The 19,328-nt window shown below is 59.6% G+C and carries 15 protein-coding genes; 3 read left to right on the forward strand and 12 right to left on the reverse strand.

All coding sequences use genetic code 11. The annotated features are described in order from the left end of the window. Positions 1–66: 66 nt before the first annotated feature. The 4 genes from E3O56_RS24390 to E3O56_RS24405 form a co-directional block, all read right to left on the reverse strand. Entirely contained in the window at positions 67–603 is a 537-nt protein-coding gene (locus E3O56_RS24390; RefSeq protein ID WP_103735099.1) for an Hsp20/alpha crystallin family protein, read from the reverse strand. 88 nt (positions 604–691) lie between these two features. Beyond that, positions 692–2,185: an arginine-ornithine antiporter gene (gene arcD, locus E3O56_RS24395; protein ID WP_248129106.1), complete on the reverse strand. Its 1,494-nt coding sequence runs from the start codon at positions 2,183–2,185 to the stop codon at positions 692–694. Positions 2,186–2,314: 129 nt separating this feature from the next. Beyond that, positions 2,315–3,067: a fumarate/nitrate reduction transcriptional regulator Fnr gene (fnr, locus tag E3O56_RS24400; RefSeq protein WP_103735100.1), complete on the reverse strand. Its 753-nt coding sequence runs from the start codon at positions 3,065–3,067 to the stop codon at positions 2,315–2,317. A gap of 332 nt (positions 3,068–3,399) precedes the next feature. Continuing rightward, complete coding sequence (locus E3O56_RS24405; RefSeq protein ID WP_032877059.1) at positions 3,400–4,185, reverse strand: helix-turn-helix transcriptional regulator; 786 nt, start codon at positions 4,183–4,185, stop codon at positions 3,400–3,402. 136 nt (positions 4,186–4,321) lie between these two features. Here E3O56_RS24405 and E3O56_RS24410 point away from each other — a divergent pair, with 136 nt between their 5' ends. Beyond that, positions 4,322–5,425, forward strand: coding sequence for a polyamine ABC transporter substrate-binding protein (locus E3O56_RS24410; RefSeq protein ID WP_103735101.1), 1,104 nt, complete (start codon positions 4,322–4,324; stop codon positions 5,423–5,425). A 48-nt stretch (positions 5,426–5,473) separates the two neighbouring features. Further along, positions 5,474–5,761, forward strand: coding sequence for a hypothetical protein (locus E3O56_RS24415; protein WP_005786654.1), 288 nt, complete (start codon positions 5,474–5,476; stop codon positions 5,759–5,761). A 98-nt stretch (positions 5,762–5,859) separates the two neighbouring features. On the opposite strand, the gene E3O56_RS24420 is transcribed toward E3O56_RS24415, so the two are convergent. From E3O56_RS24420 to E3O56_RS24430, 3 genes are all read right to left on the reverse strand, one after another. Next, positions 5,860–6,864 (reverse strand): FAD-dependent oxidoreductase, encoded by a 1,005-nt coding sequence (locus E3O56_RS24420; protein WP_248129107.1) that lies wholly within the window; start codon positions 6,862–6,864, stop codon positions 5,860–5,862. Next, the gene (locus tag E3O56_RS24425) at positions 6,851–9,031 is read right to left on the reverse strand and encodes a hypothetical protein (RefSeq protein WP_248129108.1); all 2,181 of its coding nucleotides are present in this window, start codon (positions 9,029–9,031) and stop codon (positions 6,851–6,853) included. Before E3O56_RS24425 ends, E3O56_RS24420 begins: the two co-directional genes overlap by 14 nt. Positions 9,032–9,144: 113 nt before the next feature. Further along, positions 9,145–10,635: a PLP-dependent aminotransferase family protein gene (locus tag E3O56_RS24430; RefSeq protein ID WP_103735104.1), complete on the reverse strand. Its 1,491-nt coding sequence runs from the start codon at positions 10,633–10,635 to the stop codon at positions 9,145–9,147. Between the two features lie 78 nt (positions 10,636–10,713). Here E3O56_RS24430 and E3O56_RS24435 point away from each other — a divergent pair, with 78 nt between their 5' ends. Continuing rightward, positions 10,714–12,375 (forward strand): M24 family metallopeptidase, encoded by a 1,662-nt coding sequence (locus E3O56_RS24435; protein WP_248129109.1) that lies wholly within the window; start codon positions 10,714–10,716, stop codon positions 12,373–12,375. Positions 12,376–12,706: 331 nt separating this feature from the next. On the opposite strand, the gene E3O56_RS24440 is transcribed toward E3O56_RS24435, so the two are convergent. The 5 genes from E3O56_RS24440 to E3O56_RS24460 form a co-directional block, all read right to left on the reverse strand. Next, positions 12,707–14,446 (reverse strand): dipeptidase, encoded by a 1,740-nt coding sequence (locus E3O56_RS24440; RefSeq protein ID WP_248129110.1) that lies wholly within the window; start codon positions 14,444–14,446, stop codon positions 12,707–12,709. Positions 14,447–14,541: 95 nt separating this feature from the next. Then, entirely contained in the window at positions 14,542–15,759 is a 1,218-nt protein-coding gene (locus E3O56_RS24445) for a phospholipase D-like domain-containing protein (protein WP_103735107.1), read from the reverse strand. A 56-nt stretch (positions 15,760–15,815) separates the two neighbouring features. Continuing rightward, the gene (locus tag E3O56_RS24450; protein ID WP_005786664.1) at positions 15,816–16,463 is read right to left on the reverse strand and encodes a MotA/TolQ/ExbB proton channel family protein; all 648 of its coding nucleotides are present in this window, start codon (positions 16,461–16,463) and stop codon (positions 15,816–15,818) included. A gap of 24 nt (positions 16,464–16,487) precedes the next feature. Continuing rightward, positions 16,488–18,773 (reverse strand): TonB-dependent receptor, encoded by a 2,286-nt coding sequence (locus E3O56_RS24455; RefSeq protein WP_216090976.1) that lies wholly within the window; start codon positions 18,771–18,773, stop codon positions 16,488–16,490. 24 nt (positions 18,774–18,797) lie between these two features. Beyond that, on the reverse strand, positions 18,798–19,328 hold a 531-nt coding region (locus E3O56_RS24460), incomplete at its 5' end, for an energy transducer TonB (protein WP_248129111.1).

Consider the following 19,328-nt stretch of genomic DNA (forward strand, 5'->3'; position numbering starts at 1 on the left):
GTCAATCAGCACAGGCATGAAAAAGCCCCTCGCCGTTGGCCGGCGAGGGGCACGGGTTCAAAACCGTCAGTCAGCCTTGATCGGCACGACCTTTTCCGCTTTCAGTGCTTCTGGTTTTTTCGGCAGTATCAACGTCAGCACGCCTTTGCTGAACTGGGCTTGGATCTTGTCACTGTCGATGCTTTTAGGCAGGTTGAACACGCGCTCGAACGAACCGTAATGACGTTCGGACAAGTGATAACCCTTTTTCTTTGCCTCTTTCTCCTCTTTTTTCTCCCCCTTGATGATCAGGTTGCCGTTGGCCAGGCGGATCTCTATATCTTTCTGATCCATGCCAGGCAGTTCAGCGGTGATTTCAAAGTTTTTTTCTTTCTCGCTGATGTCCACGGCCGGCAGGCTGGTGGAAAACTCCCGACGCCAGAAGGGCTCGATATCAAACAATCCACGACTGAAGGGCGATAAGCCTGTACCACGGTTGAAATCTTCGAACAGGTGATCCACTTGTTGACGAAGTTTTTCCATCGGGTGCCAGATATCGGTCCTGGCAGGATGTTGAGCTTTTTCGTCGGTGTGGACCGGCATTTTTTTCACTGAATTGGACATTGGATATTCCTCCTGGGTGATGTCCGCAAGGGCCTGGGCACAATTGCCAGACACCTTTGCCGAACGCTTCAATGCACGCTTACGAAACTTACAAGGACAGTTGGCCGGACCAGAGCATCCAGCCAGCGAAGATCGCCGCCAGCCAGATCACCAGCAACAGGCCCCAGCCAAAACCATTGAGGGCTCGGCTCGTCCTGGCCCGTTGGGCGCTCAGGTAGATCAGCGAGCCGGGGGCATAGAGCAGGGCACTGAGCAGCATGTATCGGGGCCCGGCGGCGTAGAGCAGCCAGATGCAATAGGCTGTTGCGACCAAGGCAATAGCCATGTCGCGCAGTTGCAGGCCGCGATGGCCGGCGTAGGTCTGGCCTTGCCAGGTCATCTTCAGTGCATACAGCCCGCTGAACAGGTAGGGCAGCAGGATCATCGAGGTGGCGAGTGAAATCAGAGCCAGGTAGCTGGCGCTCGAATACAGGGTCAGCAACAGGAACAATTGAATGCAGCAATTGGTGATCCACAACGCGTTGGCCGGAGCGCCATGTTGGTTTTCCGTGGCCAGCAGGCGCGGCATGACTTGTTCCTTGGCCGGGGTGAACACCGACTCGGCCGCCAGCAGCGTCCAGGCCAGCAACGCGCCGCTCACCGACACGATCAGGCCGATGCTGATCAGCACCGCGCCCCACGGCCCGGCTACCGCCTCCAGTACACCGGCCATGGAGGGATTCTTCAGGGCTGCCAATTCCGGTTGCCTGAGGATGCCCAGCGACAATAGCGAAACAGCGATCAGCAGCATCAACGTAAGGATGAAGCCAATTACGGTGGCGCGGCCGACGTCGGCCCGTTCGGCGGCCCGGGCGGAGAATACGTTGGCGCCCTCAATACCGATGAACACCCAAACGGTGACCAGCATGGTGCTCTTGACCTGATCCAGCGTGCTGCCCAGTGCCGGTGCGCCCCAGAAATCCACCCTGAAGGTGTCCTTGGAGAACGCGGCAATGACCAGCCCGATGAACAGCAACAGCGGCACCACCTTGGCGATCGTCGTCAAGGCGTTGGCCTTGGCGGCGGTGCGCATTCCGCGCAGGATCATCCAATGCAACGCCCACAGCACCACAGATGCACCGGCAATCGCCGCTTTGTTATTGCCTTCGCCGAATAGCGGGAAAAAATAACTGAGCGCCGCGAACAGAATCACCAGGTAACTGACGTTGCCGATCCAGGCGCTGATCCAATAGCCCCACGCCGAATTGAAACCGAGGAATTCGCCGCCCAATGCACGGGCGTAGGCAAACACACCGTTATCCAGTTCCGGTTGGCGATTGGAGAGGGTCTGGTAGACCAGGGCCAGCGAGAGCATGCCCACGCCGGTGATGAGCCAACCGATCAGGATTGCACCGGCGCCCGCACTGGCCGCCATGTTCTGGGGCAGGCTGAAGATGCCGCTGCCGATCATCGAGCCGACGACCAGCGCGATCAGCAGGCTCAGCGACAGGCGCCTGGGCTCGACCTTGCGCAATCTGCCGGCCAGAAGATGAGGTTTGACGGTCGGGATGACCGGTTCTGTTCCTTGCAGTTGCGTTGCCATGATCAGGGCCTCCATGAGACGGAAGATTCGGTCACCTTCGTCGATACGAAGGTTCGAACGCTGCGTCTTAATGTCGACCTATAGCATTGAGGGGTATTGATGTAGATCAGAGGTCACGCAGCGCAGGCATTACAGCTCGGCGTGACGATGGCAACCGGCGACTTTTTGCTTGAGGCCGGGCAAGTCCAGGATCGTGACGTTGCGTCCATGCATGTCCACCAGTTCCTCCTGGCGCAGGTGGGCGATGCACCGGCAGATGGTTTCCAGGCGCAGGCCCAGGTATGAGCCGATGGCTTCGCGACTCATGCGCAGGACAAATTCCCGAGAGGAATAGCCGCGCATGTTGAACCGTTGCGACAGGTTCAACAAAAACGCCGCTAGGCGCTCGTCGGCGTTCATGTTGCCGAGCATCAACAGCATGCTGTGGTCGCGCACGATTTCCTGGCTCATGAGTTTGTTCAGGTTGTGCTGCAACGAAGGTAAATCGTGGGCCAGTTTTTCCAGGAGGTTGAAAGGCAAAGGGCAGACTTCGCTGTCTTCCAGGGCGATGGCGTTACAGGCGTAGTGATCGGGGCTGATGGCGTCCAGGCCAAGCATTTCGCCTTGCATCTGGAAACCGGTGACTTGTTCGCGACCGTCAACTGAAAGGACGCTGGTCTTGAAAAAGCCCAACCTCACGGCATACAGCGAGCGCAGCGGGTCGCCGGTGCGATACAGCGCAGCGCCTTTCTTGACCTTCACCCGCTGGGCGATCAGGGTGTCGAGGCGCTCGACTTCACCGCCCGTCATACCGATAGGTAGGCACAGTTCAAGTACGCTGCAGTTCGAGCAAGCAGCCTTGAGGGCGTGCACCTGCAGAAGCCGCGGTTCTGGTTCAGCCATTGGGAAATTCCTTTAGTGGGAGCAAGCATAGAAGATCTAATCCGCTACGCCTTGTTTTTGTCGCTCAACGGTTTGCCGGCTTCCGATAGACGCAGCCCCAACCTGCTCACCACGTCAGATCTAATGTATGTGTGAAACGGTTAGTGATTGAATTTGGGAGGAAAACTGAGCGTCTGGTTGGAGGAGGGCGAATTGCGATTAACCAAAAAGTAATTTGCTCGTCCGATGAAAGGTAACGACTTTATCGTTAAGTATCCTTTGGACAGGGGATGAAGGACGTACACCTCGGTTTTGGACGTCATCATAGCGCCCGATTGAGGCGTCCAAAATCATTAGGCCAGTTCATCCGGTCTTGGCATAAAAAACCGCGCAAACAGTTCGGACTGTGACTTGATATTGAGCTTGCTGTAGAGGTTACGGCGGTGGACCTTGATGGTTTCCGTCGACAGCAACAGCTTCCCGGCGATTTCCTTGTTGGAAAAACCGCTGAGCAGCAACTTCAACACGTCTTTCTCGCGTGCCGTTATGTGTACTTCCAGTTGGGTAAGCGCCTCAGTCCATGGGGCGGGCTCGGCGATGTTCTTTTGTGGGTCAATTTCAAAGCACATGCGTTGATGCATCATTGCCGTCACCCACGGCTTGATCATGTCCAGTAGCGTGACTTGCGCCTGGGTGAAGCGCACGTTACTGCCAAACGACATGCACAAGGTTCTGTCGGCATCGAGTTGCACGTTGTACTGCGCCTCATCGACCGAGATGTATTGCGCGAAATATTGCTGGTAGTACTCGGTTTCAAGAAAGTGTTCCGGCGCAATATCGAGCAGATGGAAGAACCCGCTCTGCGGGTTTTCCCGATTAGCGATATAAAACGGGTCCAGCAGGTAAAGACCTTTCACATACCGATGAATAAAGGCATCCACTTCTTCGCTGTCCGCCACCTCCGGCAGGCTGATCACCCGCACGGCGTGATCGCTGAAAACCAGCACAACCCAGTTGTCTATCTGCACATATTCATTCAATACGCGAATCAATGAGCTCCAGAACTCTGGTCGATCAAGCTGCATGATCAGTTTTCCAACCGATCGATGCCAAGCCAGGTTGTGAAGGTCAAGCGACATGTTCTACCCCTTTAGGGTTAGGGATTTGCAGGCCAGGGCTAAGTACTTGTAGGTATTTACTATTCGACAACGCCCGGTATATTCACCCCGAGCTTACGATAGCCATGAAGGCGCTTCGGGTAACAGGGATAGTCATATGAGTCGATCACACTTGCGAGCTATTTTTTTAGCCTCGCTGCTTGGCGCCGCCATCAGCACGCCGGCCAGCGCCGCGCAATCTTCGGTGTATCTGTATAACTGGTTCGGGTTTCTCGAGCCGCAAACCCCGAAGGAGTTCCAGCAGGAAAGCGGCATCAAGCTGCATATGGATGCCTTCGACAGCGCCGAAACCATGCAGAGCAAAGTCATGGCCGGGCGCACCGGTTATGACCTGGTCGTGGCTACTTCCAATGTGCTGCCCGGCCTGATCAAGGCGGGGGTGTTGCAAGAGCTGGACCGCTCGCAACTGAGTAATCTGTCGCATATCGATCCCGATATCCTGTCTCTGCTGGCGGTCAATGACCCTGGTAATCGCTACGCCGTACCCTACGTCTGGGGCACCACCGGCATTGGCTACGATGTGGACAAGGTCAAGGCCGCCCTGGGTGATAACGCCCCGGTGGACAGCTGGGATCTGATCTTCAAAGAAGAAAATATCAGCAAGCTCAAGGCCTGTGGCGTGGCCATGCTCGACTCGCCCAGCGAAATCATTTCGATCGCCTTGCACTACCTGGGGCTGCCCAGCAACAGTACCAACCCTGAGGATTACCAGAAGGCCCAGGCTCTGCTGCTGAAAATCCGTCCCTACGTGCTCTATTTCGATTCCTCGCGAATCGACACCGATTTGGCTGACGGCAATATTTGCGCAGTTGTAGGCTGGGCCAATGGTGCGCTGGCTGCGCAGGCGATCAATGAAAAATCCAACAGCGGACGCAAGATTGCCTACAGCCTGCCTCGAGAAGGCGCATTGGTCTGGTCTGAAAACTGGGTACTGCTCAAAGACGCTCGGCACCCCAAGGCCGCGCTGGAGTTCATTAATTACATGCTGCGCCCCCAGGTGATTGCCAAGACTTCCAACTACATGCTCTATCCCAACGCCAATAAAGATGCCACGCAGTTCGTCGAGCAGAAGTTGCGCGATAACCCGTGGATTTATCCCGATAAAAAGACCATGGCCACGCTGGTTCCGCTTGAGCCGTTGCCGTTGAAGGCGGAGCGTATTCGTACCCGGGTCTGGACCAAGGTCAAGAGCGGTACGTGAGTGTAGGCCTATTGGGCGTTTGACCCAGGGGCCGGGGAGGGCAACAGCATGCGCCAAGGCGGTGATCAGTGCTATTTGGAGTCAGACGACTACAAAGCGTACAAAGAGATTGAAGAGCAGATCGGCCTCTGCACGCCGGAACAAGCCTGGGCCATGTATTACGTCTCGACGGGCATGGTGCGAGAAAACATCACCCTGGCGGTGATGGAGCACATCGGCAGGGGGAATCGCGCATTGTTGCTTGAATTCCCCGACCTGGTACGGGTCAGGGGGCGAGACTATGAGCCCGGAGCACTCGCGTCCAACTGGCCTTTGTTGCGCAGGCATCGTGGATAACGCCCTGCGCAGCGCCTATGCAAAGCAAAGCTTGATCGCAGGATATCCATGTAAGGCATATTGCACTGGCTACGGCGCTGGGGCTCGTTGAGGTCGTCTCATAGCCAGCCAGGTGGATAAGGGTGGGCTCGATAGAAGCGACGTAGGGCGAGCACGTCTCGCTCGACGGTTTTTTTTACCCAAGCCTGATAAGCCGCTTGCACTGTCATTTCGCCAGCCGGCCAGGACCGACAATCGATAATCGCCGAGGCCGCCTGCATGCCGGATATCAATGCCTTGATCACGCCGTGAGAGGCGCACGGGTCCAGCGTCGCAGCGGCGTCACCGACTAGAAAATAACCGCTCCCGGCTGTCGTGCGGCACAGTCGCCACGAGACATCTGCTCCGCGAATCCGGCCGATCATCCTCAGTGGCTCCAATGCCTTGGGTATCAGGCGGTGCGGCACGTCTTGAGCAAACGCCAGTTGGGTCCAGTGCAGGCAGGTTGGGCTGATACGGGCAATCCAGTGCCAGCCGTCTGAGTGGGCAAACAGCCCGAGTTTTTCATCCGGCAGGTTGCTGTCTTCGCAGTAGCCGTAACGTGCGACCAACCGCGGTGAAAAACGGCGCAAGGGTATTTTCAATTGGCGTTGCAGCCAGGCGTGATGCCCAGTGGCATCTACTACAAATTGCCCGGTCCATTGTGCTGCTTGCGCCTGGACGCCTTGAACACGACCTTGCTCCAGCAATACCCGGCTCGGATGTCTGAGATGAACGATCTGCACGCCGAGATTGCGTGCCTGTTCAAGTAATTGCTGGTCGAGTAACGCTCGCGGAATCTGGAAGCCCCTCCATTGCTCGTCGCCACTTGCGCTGAATGCCTGGAAACGAGGCGGGCCATCCCAGTGAACCCAATGGCCCGTGTGGCGGTGGTAATTCTGGAGGGTGATCCCCAGTTGGCGCAGCAGCGGCTCAACGCCAGGGTGCAGTGTTTCTCCTGGCCGGTGTCTGGGAAAACTGGTCTTCTCCAGCAGGACTACCCGTAGCCCTCGCTGTGCGCAGTGGATTGCTGCAGCGCAGCCAGCCGGGCCGCCGCCGACAACAACGACGTCAAAGTGACTCATCGAGGTGTCGCCAGGGCTCCCCGTCCCGGCGGATAAGCAGCGCGTCCTGGCTCATATACAGTTCGATCTCTTGCTCTATTTCCACATGACGAAGTTTGAAGTCGTGCGCTGGGGTGCTGATCGCGCCGTGTTTGTAAAGCCTGTAGTACGCCACCTCGCCTTCCAGTCGCAAACCGGCCTCTTGCTGTGCGACGTCGAAAGCTTCGTCCGGTAATTGCACCTGAAAAAACGACAGCAGCGGCCAGCGTTTTCGTTGCTCGCTGTCTGAGCCCGCACCGACTGCTTGATAGGCGCGGCGCATGCCCAGGACACGCTGATGGTACTGCCTGGTGCTGGTCTGCCCGGTCGCGGCCAGTGAGATCCGGCCATCCAGCGCGGCCTGGGTGTAGTCGCCGTATTCATAAGCCTGGTATTGAACCAGCGTGCGCCCCTCCAGTTCGATCAGTGAGGGGCCGCTACGCCCATCCCAGGCAGGCTGGTCTAGCAGGCCGATTTCGTTGTCAGTCAGCGGGATGACCGTAGCAGAGACATTGCGTGGTTCGAACGTACGGGTTGAATCAGGCGCCACCCCTGGCCAGTACGAACCCAGCGCAGCACAGATGCGTGCATCTTCCGTGAACGGGCTGGCTAACTGATAGCCACACAGCATATTGGTGAATGGGGCATCTACCAAACCACGGCCGACTTCCCAGCCAGGCCCGAAGACGCCGCTGGCGAAATCCGGCAGGCAGGATTGTCGCTGGGCATAGGCCGCCGGATGTCCGGGGCTTGGAGTCGTGGACGTTTGGGGGTGCGAGACGATCGCAGTGGCGCCGCGGTCTTCAGCGGAAAAATAACCGCCCCTGAGCGATTGATTGATGAAAAACCGCACATCGGACAGTGGGTTGACTCGCGTGTGCCATACCTGCGGACAGGGTGGGGTAGGACAAGGAAAAACCTGCGGGTCGCTGGACCATTGCTTGAGTTCCCGTTGTCCACACAACGGGTAAAAATCCGGTGCTCCGATAATCGAATAGGCGGCGATGCTCTGCAGTTCCAGTGCTGGACAGAGTGCGCGCACCCAGCCATCGGCCATTGCGTCCTGATAGTGTAAGGCTCGGTAGCCTCCGGCCTTGACGATGGCATCGACATCCTCACGTTGATTCAGGTCTTCAATCGAGCCGTCGTCACGCACATGATGGCGCCCATGCACCAGGCCGCCGGTGCCCGGGGGCATCATGAAGGACAACGGTCGACCTTGGTAGTGAGCCAGCTGCACCAGCCGCTCCTTGGCGTTGGGCACCAGCAAGCCTGGTGCAAAGCCATCGATATCCGCCCAATGACATAACCCCTCGGTAATGACGAACGGTGCGTTGAGAATGTCAGGCTCTTGCCAACCGGTATTGCGAAAGCGTCTGTGGATTTGACCGATCTTTTCATTGACCTGGTGATTGACCAACTGAACGCTCAGGTCCATACCCGCCACGCACTCGTCGCCATCGAATACCTTATGCAAGGGCACCCAGAACTCAAGATCATGGTCGATGGATTGAGCATTCATCGGGCCGAACCGCTCGGGCTGACCCACATGCCGTGCCGCTATGAACGCGCCGTAGCGCGCCGGAATAACGCGCATTTGATTGGGCTGGTCCTCGACAAAGGGCAAAAAGCCCCTGCGTTGCGGGTCATACAGCGCTGGCGCCGTACCGACCCGGGCGATTCCGGTGCGGGAAAAGCACAGGTCGGCCTGGCGCCCATGCACGGTCTCGGGGCGGGGGCGGTATTCATAGGCAAACACGGCAATCGCCAGCTCTGCATCACCGGCGGCCAGCCGCAAAACCTCCATGCTGGGAGGATTGGCACCGTAGACATAATTAAGGATGTGTTCGGTTTCAGCAGGGGTAGGGAAGGCTGTGAGTGCACTGCCGTTGATTCCGAGGTTCACATTCGGCGAGGCGAATGCATGAAACAGCAGGCTGGCGGCCGGGTGCCCAGGCTCGACGCCACGTACGCCATCGGCCGAAAAGTCCTCAAAGCCGGGCTGGGTACGATCGATGAGCAGGGGTTTGGCGAGTTCATCGCGCAGGGTTGTCGAGGTTATGTCCAAGCCATGGTGCAGCAACAGATCACGCCAGCCGGTGGGAGCCAGGCGTGTGCAGGCGCGTTCGACAGCATTGATCAGCGACATCCCGAGTGCTCCGACAGGTTCAGAGGCCAAGGTACGTTAAAGGGGGCGGCGTGGTAACTGACCGAACGGCTAGGTAGGCGGGAAAGGAACCGTCGCACCGGGCCATCACGCGTTCAGCGCCTATCCATCGCTTTCATAGCCTGCGCCAGCCGTTGTGTTGCGTGATGGATCTCATCCCGGTCCAGGGAGGCAAAGCCCAGGCGCAGTGCGTTTTCTGCTTGGTCGCTGGGTGAAAACTGACGACCGCTGCGTACCACCAGCCCATGCTCCAAGGCGGTGTGCACCAAGCGATCCACGTCCAGGCTATCCTCGAAACGCACCCAGAGCGCCAAGCCACCTTCGGGCTCGCGTATCTGTATGCGCTCACCGAATGCCTGGTCCAGGCAGTCGCGCAGCACGGTGCGGCGCGCCCTGTATTCCTTCGAAACGCGGCGCAGGTGTTTTTTCAACTCACCGTGATTGATCAAGTCCGCCAGCATGGTCTGTGCGACCGCATCGGCATCGCCCAGCATCAGTGCGGCATTGCGCTGCAGGGCTTCAATCACTTGCGTGGGGGCCACGATGTAACTGCAACGAAACGTCGAGCCCAGCACCTTGGATAACGAGCCGATATAGATCACATGGCGCTGGCCGCGGTCACTGGCCAGCGGCAGGTAAGGGCGGCCGCTGAAGTGATATTCGTGGTCGTAGTCTTCTTCGATCACGCAAAAGTCATGTTGCGCGGCCAATGCCAGCAAGTGTTGTCGACGTGCGGCATGCAGGCTCACGGTGGTGGGAAATTGGTGGTGGGGCGTGAGGTAGATCAGGCGCACCGTGTGCTCGCGGCATAAGCGCTCGACCTGGTCGGTGCGGCAACCTTCATCGTCGATGTCGACCGTGACCAACTGCGCGCCGAGCTTGCGGAAAATTTCCCACGCCGGCGGGTAGCTCAAACGCTCCACCAGTACCACGTCGCCAGGCTTGATCAGCAGGCTGGCGCTCAGGTACAGGGACATCTGCGTGCCTTGGGTCAGGCAAATATTTTCGGCAGTCACTGTCAGCCCGCGGTTATTGCGCAGCATCTCGGCCAGGGCGCAGCGCAACTGATAGCCGGTGCCCTCACTGCCGTAGCGCACCGTGTTGGAGGCGAAGCTGTTACGCAGCGCATGGCGATAGTAGCGATGCAACACGGCCTGGGGCAGCAAGCGGTGGTCGCTGGTGCCATTGTCGAAGAACAGCGCACTGTGCCGATGTTGAAGCGCGACCACCTGGGCGTTATGGGTGAAATACGGTACCACCGGCTGGTCCAGCAGCAGTGGGGCGAAAGACGGTTGCACCGCACAGGGCAAGGGCTTTGGCGCCAGTTGCGCATTGACGAATGTGCCACGGCGCGGCTCGCTGATCAGCCAGCCTTTGGTCATCGCTTCTTCATAGGCCAGGATCACCGTCTTGCGGTTGACGTCGAGCATTTGTGCCATTTCCCGTGTGCCCGGCAGCAACGTCCCAGGCGGCAGGCGCCCTTCGACAATCGCGGTGACCAAGCCTTCGGCAATCTTGCGATAGGACGCCTGGCGGGTGTCGTCGTCAAGCTTGAGCAGGGGGCGCCATTTACGCAACTGGACCATCTGAAGTATCCAAATCTGGAGGTTTTAATGGTCCTAGTCTAGCGTAACAATCCAGGCCTCACTTACCCCGAGGTCTTTATGAACACACGCCATGTCATCGAACTGTCTCCCTCGGGAAAAACTTTTGAGACCGGCGACGAACTGTTGCTCGACGCCATGCTTGCCAGCGGCCTGGCCGTGCCGTTCTCGTGCCGCCGCGGCGCGTGCGGCTCCTGCAAGGTGGTGGTCGCCGCAGGTGAGTACCGGGCCAAGCGCCTGGCGCCGGATGCGCCGGCGCCGTGTTACCCCCTGGCCGCCAATGAAATGTTGCTTTGCCAGAGCCATGCCTGCACCGACATGCGCCTGGAGATTCCCGGCTGGTCCCTGGATACGCCTGCGTTGGTCGTTGGCGCTCAGGTTATTGGCAAGCGCGCGCTCGGGCCTGATGTCATTGAGTTAATGCTCAAGCCCGATACACCGTTGAAGGTGCGAGCTGGCCAATACCTCAAGTTCCACCTGGCAGACGGCGACACGCGTTGCTTCTCGATTGCCAACCTGCCAACAGAGGACGAGGGGCGTTTGGTCTTCCAGATTCGTCGGGTGCGCGGCGGGTACTTTTCCGAGGGCGTACTGGATGGCTTGGCCGTGGGGGCGCGGATGCAATTGGAAGGACCGTTTGGCGCCTGCACCTGGCAGGACGATGACGCAGCGCCCGTCGTGCTGTTTGCCACGGGTACCGGTTACGCGGGCATCAAGCCGATCCTGTTGACCGCGCTCAAACGCAATGTCGAGGTGACGTTGTATTGGGGCGGCGCGCAGTCAACCGACTTTTATGACGGCGCCTTTCTGGATGAATCGATGCTCGAGCACCCCCGTTTTCGCTGGCATTCGGTGCGATCATCCGAGGGGCGGGTGCAGGAGGTTGCATTGAGCCACGGGCATCATTGGGAGGCGGCCCAGGTCTATGCGTGTGGTAACGGCCCCATGCTTAGCCAGGTGCGTGCCCATTGCGTTGAGGCGGGGTTGCCGAGCCATCGGTTTGTCGCGGAGGCGTTTGTCGCCAGTGGCCGGTCAAGCGCGCAGGCGGTGTCGCTGTCGTTCGACCCGATCTGGGAAAAAGTCGGCCCGCGCTATTCCCTGGACGGGATGTTGGCGGCGCGAGAAAAATCCATACGCGCCCTGGCGGCCATCGCCAGCCGGTTGACGGTCGGCATGACCACCGGCGAAGCCCTGGAGATGGCCGCCCAGCAACTCACGGCCATGGGCGCCTCGCACACCTGGCACCCGACTTACATTCGCTTTGGCCCCGACACCATCCGGCCCTCCCGCGAAGGTGTTGATCGTCAGCGCAAACTGCGCGCCAGCGATATCATCGTGGTCGACCTGGGGCCGGTATGGGACGGCTATGAAGGCGACTACGGCGACACGTTCATCTTCGGTGAGTTGCCGCTGCATCTGGCGTGCAGGACTGCGTTGCATGAGGTGTTCGATGAGACCCGCCAAGCGTGGCTGCGTGGGCTGACCGGGCGCGAGCTCTACGACTTCGCCGAACAGAGCGCCGTGTCGAAAGGCTGGAGGCTGGCACGCAATCTGGCGGGGCATCGCCTTGCGGATTTCCCCCATGCCTTGTTCGAAAGCAAGGAGTTGGCTGACCTGGAGATCCCACCGAGCGAAATGGCCTGGGTGCTGGAGATCCAGTTGTGCCATCCCACTGAGCCAGTGGGTGGGTTCTTTGAAGACATGCTGATGTTGCAAGCCTGAAGAGCCTGCCATTGCTGCCGAGAATTGTGCTTGGCGCGATGGCCATGCCAACCGAGATCAACCCAACACCACCAATCCCCTGTGGGAGCTGTCGAGCTTCAGCGAGGCTGCGAAAGCGGTGGTTCAGGCGATGAAAATGTTGCCTGTGCCGCCGCCATCGCAGCCTCGCCGGGGCTCGACAGCTCCCACATTTGTGCGGTGTTGTTGTCGGGAGTTGTGCTTGGCGCGATGGTGCTGCCAAACGAGATCAACCCAACACCGCCGATCCCCTGTGGGAGCTGTCGAGCTTCAGCGAGGCTGCGAAAGCGGTGGTTCAGGCGATGAGCATGGGTCAGAGCTTCGGCAACTGCCCGACGCGGCCCATCATTTCAGTGACGATCTGCAGGTCCAGCAGGAACTGCTCAACCGTTTTGAACTCACTGTCGGTGTGCCCGGTGTACTTCTCTTCCGGACGGGCCAGGCCAAACTGCACCCCATTGGGCAAGTCGTGCACCGAGGTTGCACCGGCCGAGGTGCCGAACTTGTGCGGCATGCCCAGGTTTTCCGTGGCGACCGCCAGCAAGGCTTTGACCCACTCACCTTCAGGGTTGCGGTACATTGGTGTATCCAGCGAATAGGCGAAGCTCACGTTGACCTTGGCTTGCTGGTTCCAGGCATTCAGTTTCTGTTCGATCTGTGCCTTGAGTGCCTCCGGGGTTTTACCCTTCGGCGCCCGCAGGTTCACCGCCAGCTTGAAGGCTTTGTCATCCAGGCCGACAAAGGTCGGCGAGGTGGTCAACGGCCCCATGAAGTCATCGGCGAAGCCCACGCCCAATTTGCCGCCCAGGTAATCCAGGCCCCAGTTGTCCGCTGCATAACGCGCCGCATCAGTGATGTGGTTGTGCTTGAGGGCAATCTTGCCGTCGACGCCGTGGATCAGTTCCAGCATACGAGCCACCGGGTTGACCCCGGTTTCGGGTTCGGAGGAGTGGGCGGATACGCCGGTGACAGTGAGTTTGACGTCCTTGCCATCGACCTTGGCGCTGACCTGGAAATTGCCGCCGTTGCGCTTGGCATAATCATTACCGGCCTGCTGCAGGCTGGCCGCTAACTCAGCAGGCTTATCGCTGACCAGCGTGGCGACCGAAACCGATGGAATCTGGTTGGTAGCCTTGCCGCCGGTCATTGCGATGATTTCTGCGCCTGTGCCTTCACCTTTGCGCACCGGGAAGGTCGCCATGACGGTGCCCGAGCCTTTCTCGGCGATCACCACCGGGTAGCCGCCATCCAGCGCCAGGTTGTATTGCGGCACGGGGTTGCGTTCGAAGTAGTAGGGAATCGCGTCACCGGCGGTTTCTTCGGTGGTGTCCACCAGCAGCTTGAACGTGCGCGCCAGCGGCAGTTTTTCTTCCTTGATCACCTTCATGGCATACATCGCCACGACGATGCCGTTCTTGTCATCTTCGGTCCCACGGCCATACATGCGGTCGCCGATCAGCGTGACCTTGAACGGGTCGAGCTTGGTGCCATCTTGCAGCACCCAGTTTTCCGGCGTGACCGGCACCACATCGGCATGGGCATGTACGCCGACGACTTCATCACCGCTGCCTTCCAGGGAGATTTCGTACACACGGTTATCGACATTACGGAAGTTCAGGTTGAAGGATTTGGCCAGGGCCTGGATCTTGTCGGCGATCTTGAGGAATTCCGGGTTTTTGTACTGTGGCAGCCCGTCTACGTTGAAGGTCGGAATCTCCACCAGTTCGCGCAAGGTTTCCAGGGCAGCCTTGCCGTACTTCACACGGGTGTAGATACCGAGCAGGCGATTGATCTCGTTCTGTTGCTCGGCGTTCAGGGTTTTGTTGTCGAGAAAGGCGCTGATAGCCGGGCCGACGTCAGCCGATTTACCCAGCTCGCCCTTGGCCAGGTTGCCGAGGAAGCTGCGGAAATCGGTGACCGATGTCTCGCCGAAGCTCTTCACAATCGCCGCGCTTTGGTCTGCGCTGATGTTGGCGAAAGCGGGGTTTGAGAGTGCCGAAAGGCTAGCCGCGAACAGGGTGGCAACGGCCAATTGCTTGAGTGGAAAGTGCATTGTTTAAGGCATTCCTTTGCAGGTAGTGAGTAGGGTGTTTCTGACAGGCAAGTCGGAAACATTTCCACACACTACCACTACTCAGGTGCCCAAGGTCAATGCTGGCCAGGATGGGGCTCAGGGTATTCATCCGTCACGCTCAAGGCTCTGGCGTAGGGCCCGTCCCACAGTTGCTCATGCAATTGCCCTACACGCCTGGCCATCGCTTCACTGCGCATCACCACCTCCAGATTGCGCGAGTTATCCAGGTAACCGCCCAACCAGTTACTGGTGCCGATCCACGCCACTTGCCCGTCGATCTCCATGGTCTTGCTGTGGATCACTCGGGCATAAGGGATAAAACCTTGCTTGGCTTCGGGCAGGGTGACGATCTTGATTTCGACGTTGGGCAATACCGCCAGGCTCTTGAGGTAGGGCAGTTCCAGCTTATCGGTGTTCCAGTTGGACACCATCAGTTTGATCGACACCCCACGGGCAGCAGCGGCACGCACGGCGTTGTCGATCACCGCGTAGTACGGGCGGGTTCGATCAGGCCCGTAGGACAGTGGCGCGTAATCGAGCAGTTGCACACGCACTTCTTTTTTGGCTTCGCCCAGCAGGCGTGGCAGTTCCAGCTGTGAGTCGCCTACGCCTGGCGGGTTGTAGCGTTGCGGGCTGGCCACCAGGTAGTTGCCGGTACGCAAGGGAACTTGGCCGGGGGCGGGCAGCGGTACCGGTTGTTTATCGGCGAGCGCGGCCTGGGCTTGCCAGTCTTGATCGAAGATCGCCTGCACCTGGCCCACGACGGCTGCGTCACTGATGCGTAGCCCGGTTTCGTGGATATGTTCCAGGGAGCGCCAGTCGAAATTCTGGCTGCCGATAAACGCCTGCGTGCCATCCACCAGCAGGTATTTGGCGTGGATGATGCCGCCGCTCAGTTGCCCGTAGGGCAGCACCCGCAAGGTCAGGTTGGGGATCGCACGCAGGCGTTCCAGGGTGGCAGCTTCCGACAGCCTGAGGCCTTTTTCTTCCAGCAAAAAACGAATTTTCACGCCGCGCTTGCCGGCAGCCTCAAGGCGTTCGATGACCGTGTTCATCACCGAGCCGGGATGGTCGACGGCGTAGAACTGGCCGATATCAATGCGGCTCTTCGCACTGTCGAACAGCTCGATCCATACCGGGCCAGTCTGGCGCAAATCGGCGGTGACCAGGGCGGTATCCACCGGCACGGTGTGCACCAGCTCAAACCCCGGAATGGAAAAGTCCGCCTGGGCCAGCGGACTGAGCAACACGCCGGCGAGGCTGGCGATACGCAACTTCATCGAAAGGGACATAGGCGTCTCATCGGACAAAACAAAGGGGCGGGCGTATTACGCGCCCGCCCGACGGGTCACGCTGTGCGGCTGTGCAGGGAGGTCGGTACAAGGTGCGGCACTTCGCCTTGTACGCGGGCTCCGCTGGCCGCGCGGATCAACAGGATCTTCAACTGGTCGTTGATGCGTTCCAGGCTGTCCTGGAAAAAGTTGTGGAACACCACGCAGAACAGCGCGATGGCAATACCCAGGCCGGTGGCGAACAAGGCCGTGCCGATACCACCGGAAATCTGCCCTGGGTCGGAAACACCCGCCGTGGCCAGCGCCTTGAAGGTGTCGATAATGCCGAGGATGGTACCCAGCAAGCCCAGCAGCGGGGCGGCGGTGGTAATGGTCTCGATGATCCACAGGCTGCGGGCCAGCGGGGCGCGTGTCTTGAGGTATTGGGTGTCGATTTCGTCGTCCAGGTCCTTGCGTGAACCGTTGGAGGCTTTCTGCGCCAGCACCGGCAGGATCATGTTCAGCGGCAGGCTGTCGCGACGGCTCAGGTTTTCCGGCAGGTCACGCTCGCTGTGCACGGGGGCGCCGAGGGCGTCGATCAACGCCCGAGCCTGGCGGCGCACGTAGGCAAAGTAGATGCCGCGTTCGATGGCGATGAAGATCGCAATGGCCATCGCCGCGTACATCACATAGAAGGTGACGTCGTGGAGCAGGTTCATATCCATGCTGGTGTTCCTCTTGGGTCAGTCTTAGAAATTCGCTTCCAGCGAAACCGTTACGGTGCGGTCCAGGCCAACGATGTAGGCCGGGTCGCCATCGCGAAAACCGCTGTAGCTGGCCGCGTTGGTCTTGGTGGTGTACACGCCGTCCAGGTACTTCTTGTCGAACAGGTTGTCGACGTTCAGGCGCAGGGTCGCGTCCTTGACGACTTTCTTGTCCACCGGCAGGTAGATACCGGCGCCAAGGTTGAACACGGTGCGTCCGGAAATGGCTTCGTCGTTGGTCAGGTCGCCATAGAGCTTGCTGGTGTACTTGCCGCCGAAGGTGCCGTAGAAGCGCCCGTCGTCGTAACCAACGTTGGCCGCCAGCATGTTCTTGGGCACGTTGGCGAACTGCTTGCCGCTGGTGGGCAGCACGATGGGCTTGCCGGCGTTGTAGACGGTCAGGTCATCCTGCTGCTCGGCCTTGGTGTAGGTGTAGGAGGTGTAGTAGTTGAAGTGGTGGGGCAACTGGCCACTCCATTCCAGCTCCAGGCCTTTGTTGACCACGGAGCCCGCGTTGATGTCGGCAAAGTCGCCGTTGATGTCCCGGGACGAAACCTGGCGGTTCTTGAAGTCCATGTAGAACAGGGTGGCGGCCAGGGTCATGTCGTCGCCGCTGTAGCGCCAGCCCAGTTCATGGTTCCAGCTGGTTTCCGGTTCGGCGTCGATCGAGCCGGCGCCTTTGTCGTAGAGCACGTAGTTCTGCGGTACCCGCATGTTGCGCGACAGGCTGTAGAACAACTGGTCACGCTCGTCCAGCTGGTATTTCAGGCCGGCGTTGGGCAGCAGTTTGTTGTAGGTCTGGTTACGTTTTTCCGGGCGTTCGTTAAGGCTGCCATGGTTGGTGCCTTCACGCTCGACGTTCATGTAGGCCAGGCCGGCGATGAAGGTCCAATCCGGGTTGATGTACCAGGTGTCCTGGGCCCAGACCTTTTGCGCCGGGGTCACGGTGAAGCGGTCGCGCCCCTGGACCTGGTTGCCGTTGGCATCGACGATGGCGCTGTTGGAATCCGGCCAGGTATCCACTGGCTTGCCGTTGCTCTTTAGGGGAATGAACGGCTGGGTCTGGCTCTGGCGTGCGCGCTCGTACCAGTAGCCGAATTGCAGGCTGTGGTCGCCCAGGTCCCAGGTCAGTTTGGTGGTGATGCCCGGCCGCCAGGTTTGCGTGCGTGAAGGGCGGTAGTACACGCCGCTGTTCGGTGTGCCATCGGCGTTGTACTGGGCGGCGGTGGGCAGGTTGCCCAGATCGAACACGCCACCCTGGTTGGAGCCACGGTTGAGCGCATAGGCGGACGAGCCGACGCCGCTGCCGTTGCCCCAGTAGTAATACGGGATCACCGACAGCGCCAGGTTGTCGGCCAGTTTGAACTGGGTGTTGAGCACGGCGGTGAAGGTCTGGAACGGGTTCTGCGCCAGGGCGTAGTAGCTGTTGTACTTGCCGTTGCTGCCCACGCTCGGCGTGGCCGGGTAGGGATCGTACTTGCGGCCGTTCTGCTGGAACTGCGCCTTGGTCAACTGGCTGTAACTGTTGTTGTCCTGCTCGTGGTACTTGAGGATCAGGTTGGCGGTGTTGCCGTTGCCGGCGTCGAAGAAGCTGTTCCACTCCACCTTGTCCGCACGCACCGCGCCTGAGCCACGCCACATCTGCCCTTCGGTATGGGACACCGACAGCCAGTTGCTAAGACCGTTGATTTCACCGGTATTGAGGCGGGCGAAGGTCTTGCGCGTGGCGTTGCTGCCGACCACCTGTTTGACGAACGCGCCGGTTTCCTTGGTCGGGCGAATGGTCACGATGCCGATGTTGCCGCCGCTGGAACCAATGTGCGGGCCGTCGGATTCCGAAGCACCCTGGGTGACGAAGATCTGGTCGATGTTTTCCGGGTCGCCCAGCAGGTTGGAGTACAGCGCGTAGTTGCCGGAGTCGTTGATCGGCATGCCGTCCACCGACATGCCCACCTGGTCGGAGTTCATGCCGCGCATGGTGAAGCGAAAACCCGAGAGGCCGGTGTTGTCTTCACTGGAGATGTTCAAGCCTGGGGTGTACTTGAGCTTATCGATGGCATTGCCTGTTGCTGCCTGCTTGTCCAGTGCTTCCTTGGTCACCGTGGAGCGGCCCTTGATGCTTTCTTCCGGGACCATGTAACCGCCCCCTGCGCTCGCCTTGCCTTGTACCCCAATGGTGCCGACATCACTGTCGCTGGTCTCTGCCATGACCAGTCCCTGGCTCATGCTGGTCGCGGCAACGAGTGCCAGATGAATGCGGGTGAACTTCATCACTGTCGTCCTGATGTCGGGTGCTTATTGCACGCTGTAGTTGAAGGTGGCGGTGAAGCGCTGCTCATTGCGGCCCCCGAAGGCTTGTTCAGGGAACGGCTTGACTTGCTTGATGCGACGCAAGCTGTTGGTGGCGGCCCGGTTGAGCAACATGCTTAAGGCCTGAGTCTGCAAACCGGAATCGAGCACGCGGCCCTGGCGGTCCACCAGCAACCACACCACCACCTCGCCGCTGGGGCGTTCGAGCGACGCCTGGCGCCCGGTGGGGTACTGCTTGTAGGTGTCCAACTCGTTGCGCAAGCCTTTGAGGTAACCGCCTTCCAGGGCCTGGCCGTCGACCTTCGGTGGCGCCGGTGGGGCGGGCGTCGGTGCCGTTTGGGCGACGGCGGCCGGGGCTGGCTTGGCGGCCACCGGTGGCGGCGTTGGCGCGGGCTTGGCGACCACGGGCGCCGGCTTGGGCACAGGTTTTGGCTTGGGTTTGGGTTCGGGTTTAGGCAGCGGCTTGGGCGGTGGCGGTGGCGCCGGCGCGGCCTCTTCCTCTTCTATTACCGGCGG

Origin of the sequence: Pseudomonas sp. W2Aug9, assembly GCF_023127755.1 — a bacterium.
Classification (GTDB): domain Bacteria; phylum Pseudomonadota; class Gammaproteobacteria; order Pseudomonadales; family Pseudomonadaceae; genus Aquipseudomonas; species Aquipseudomonas synxantha_A.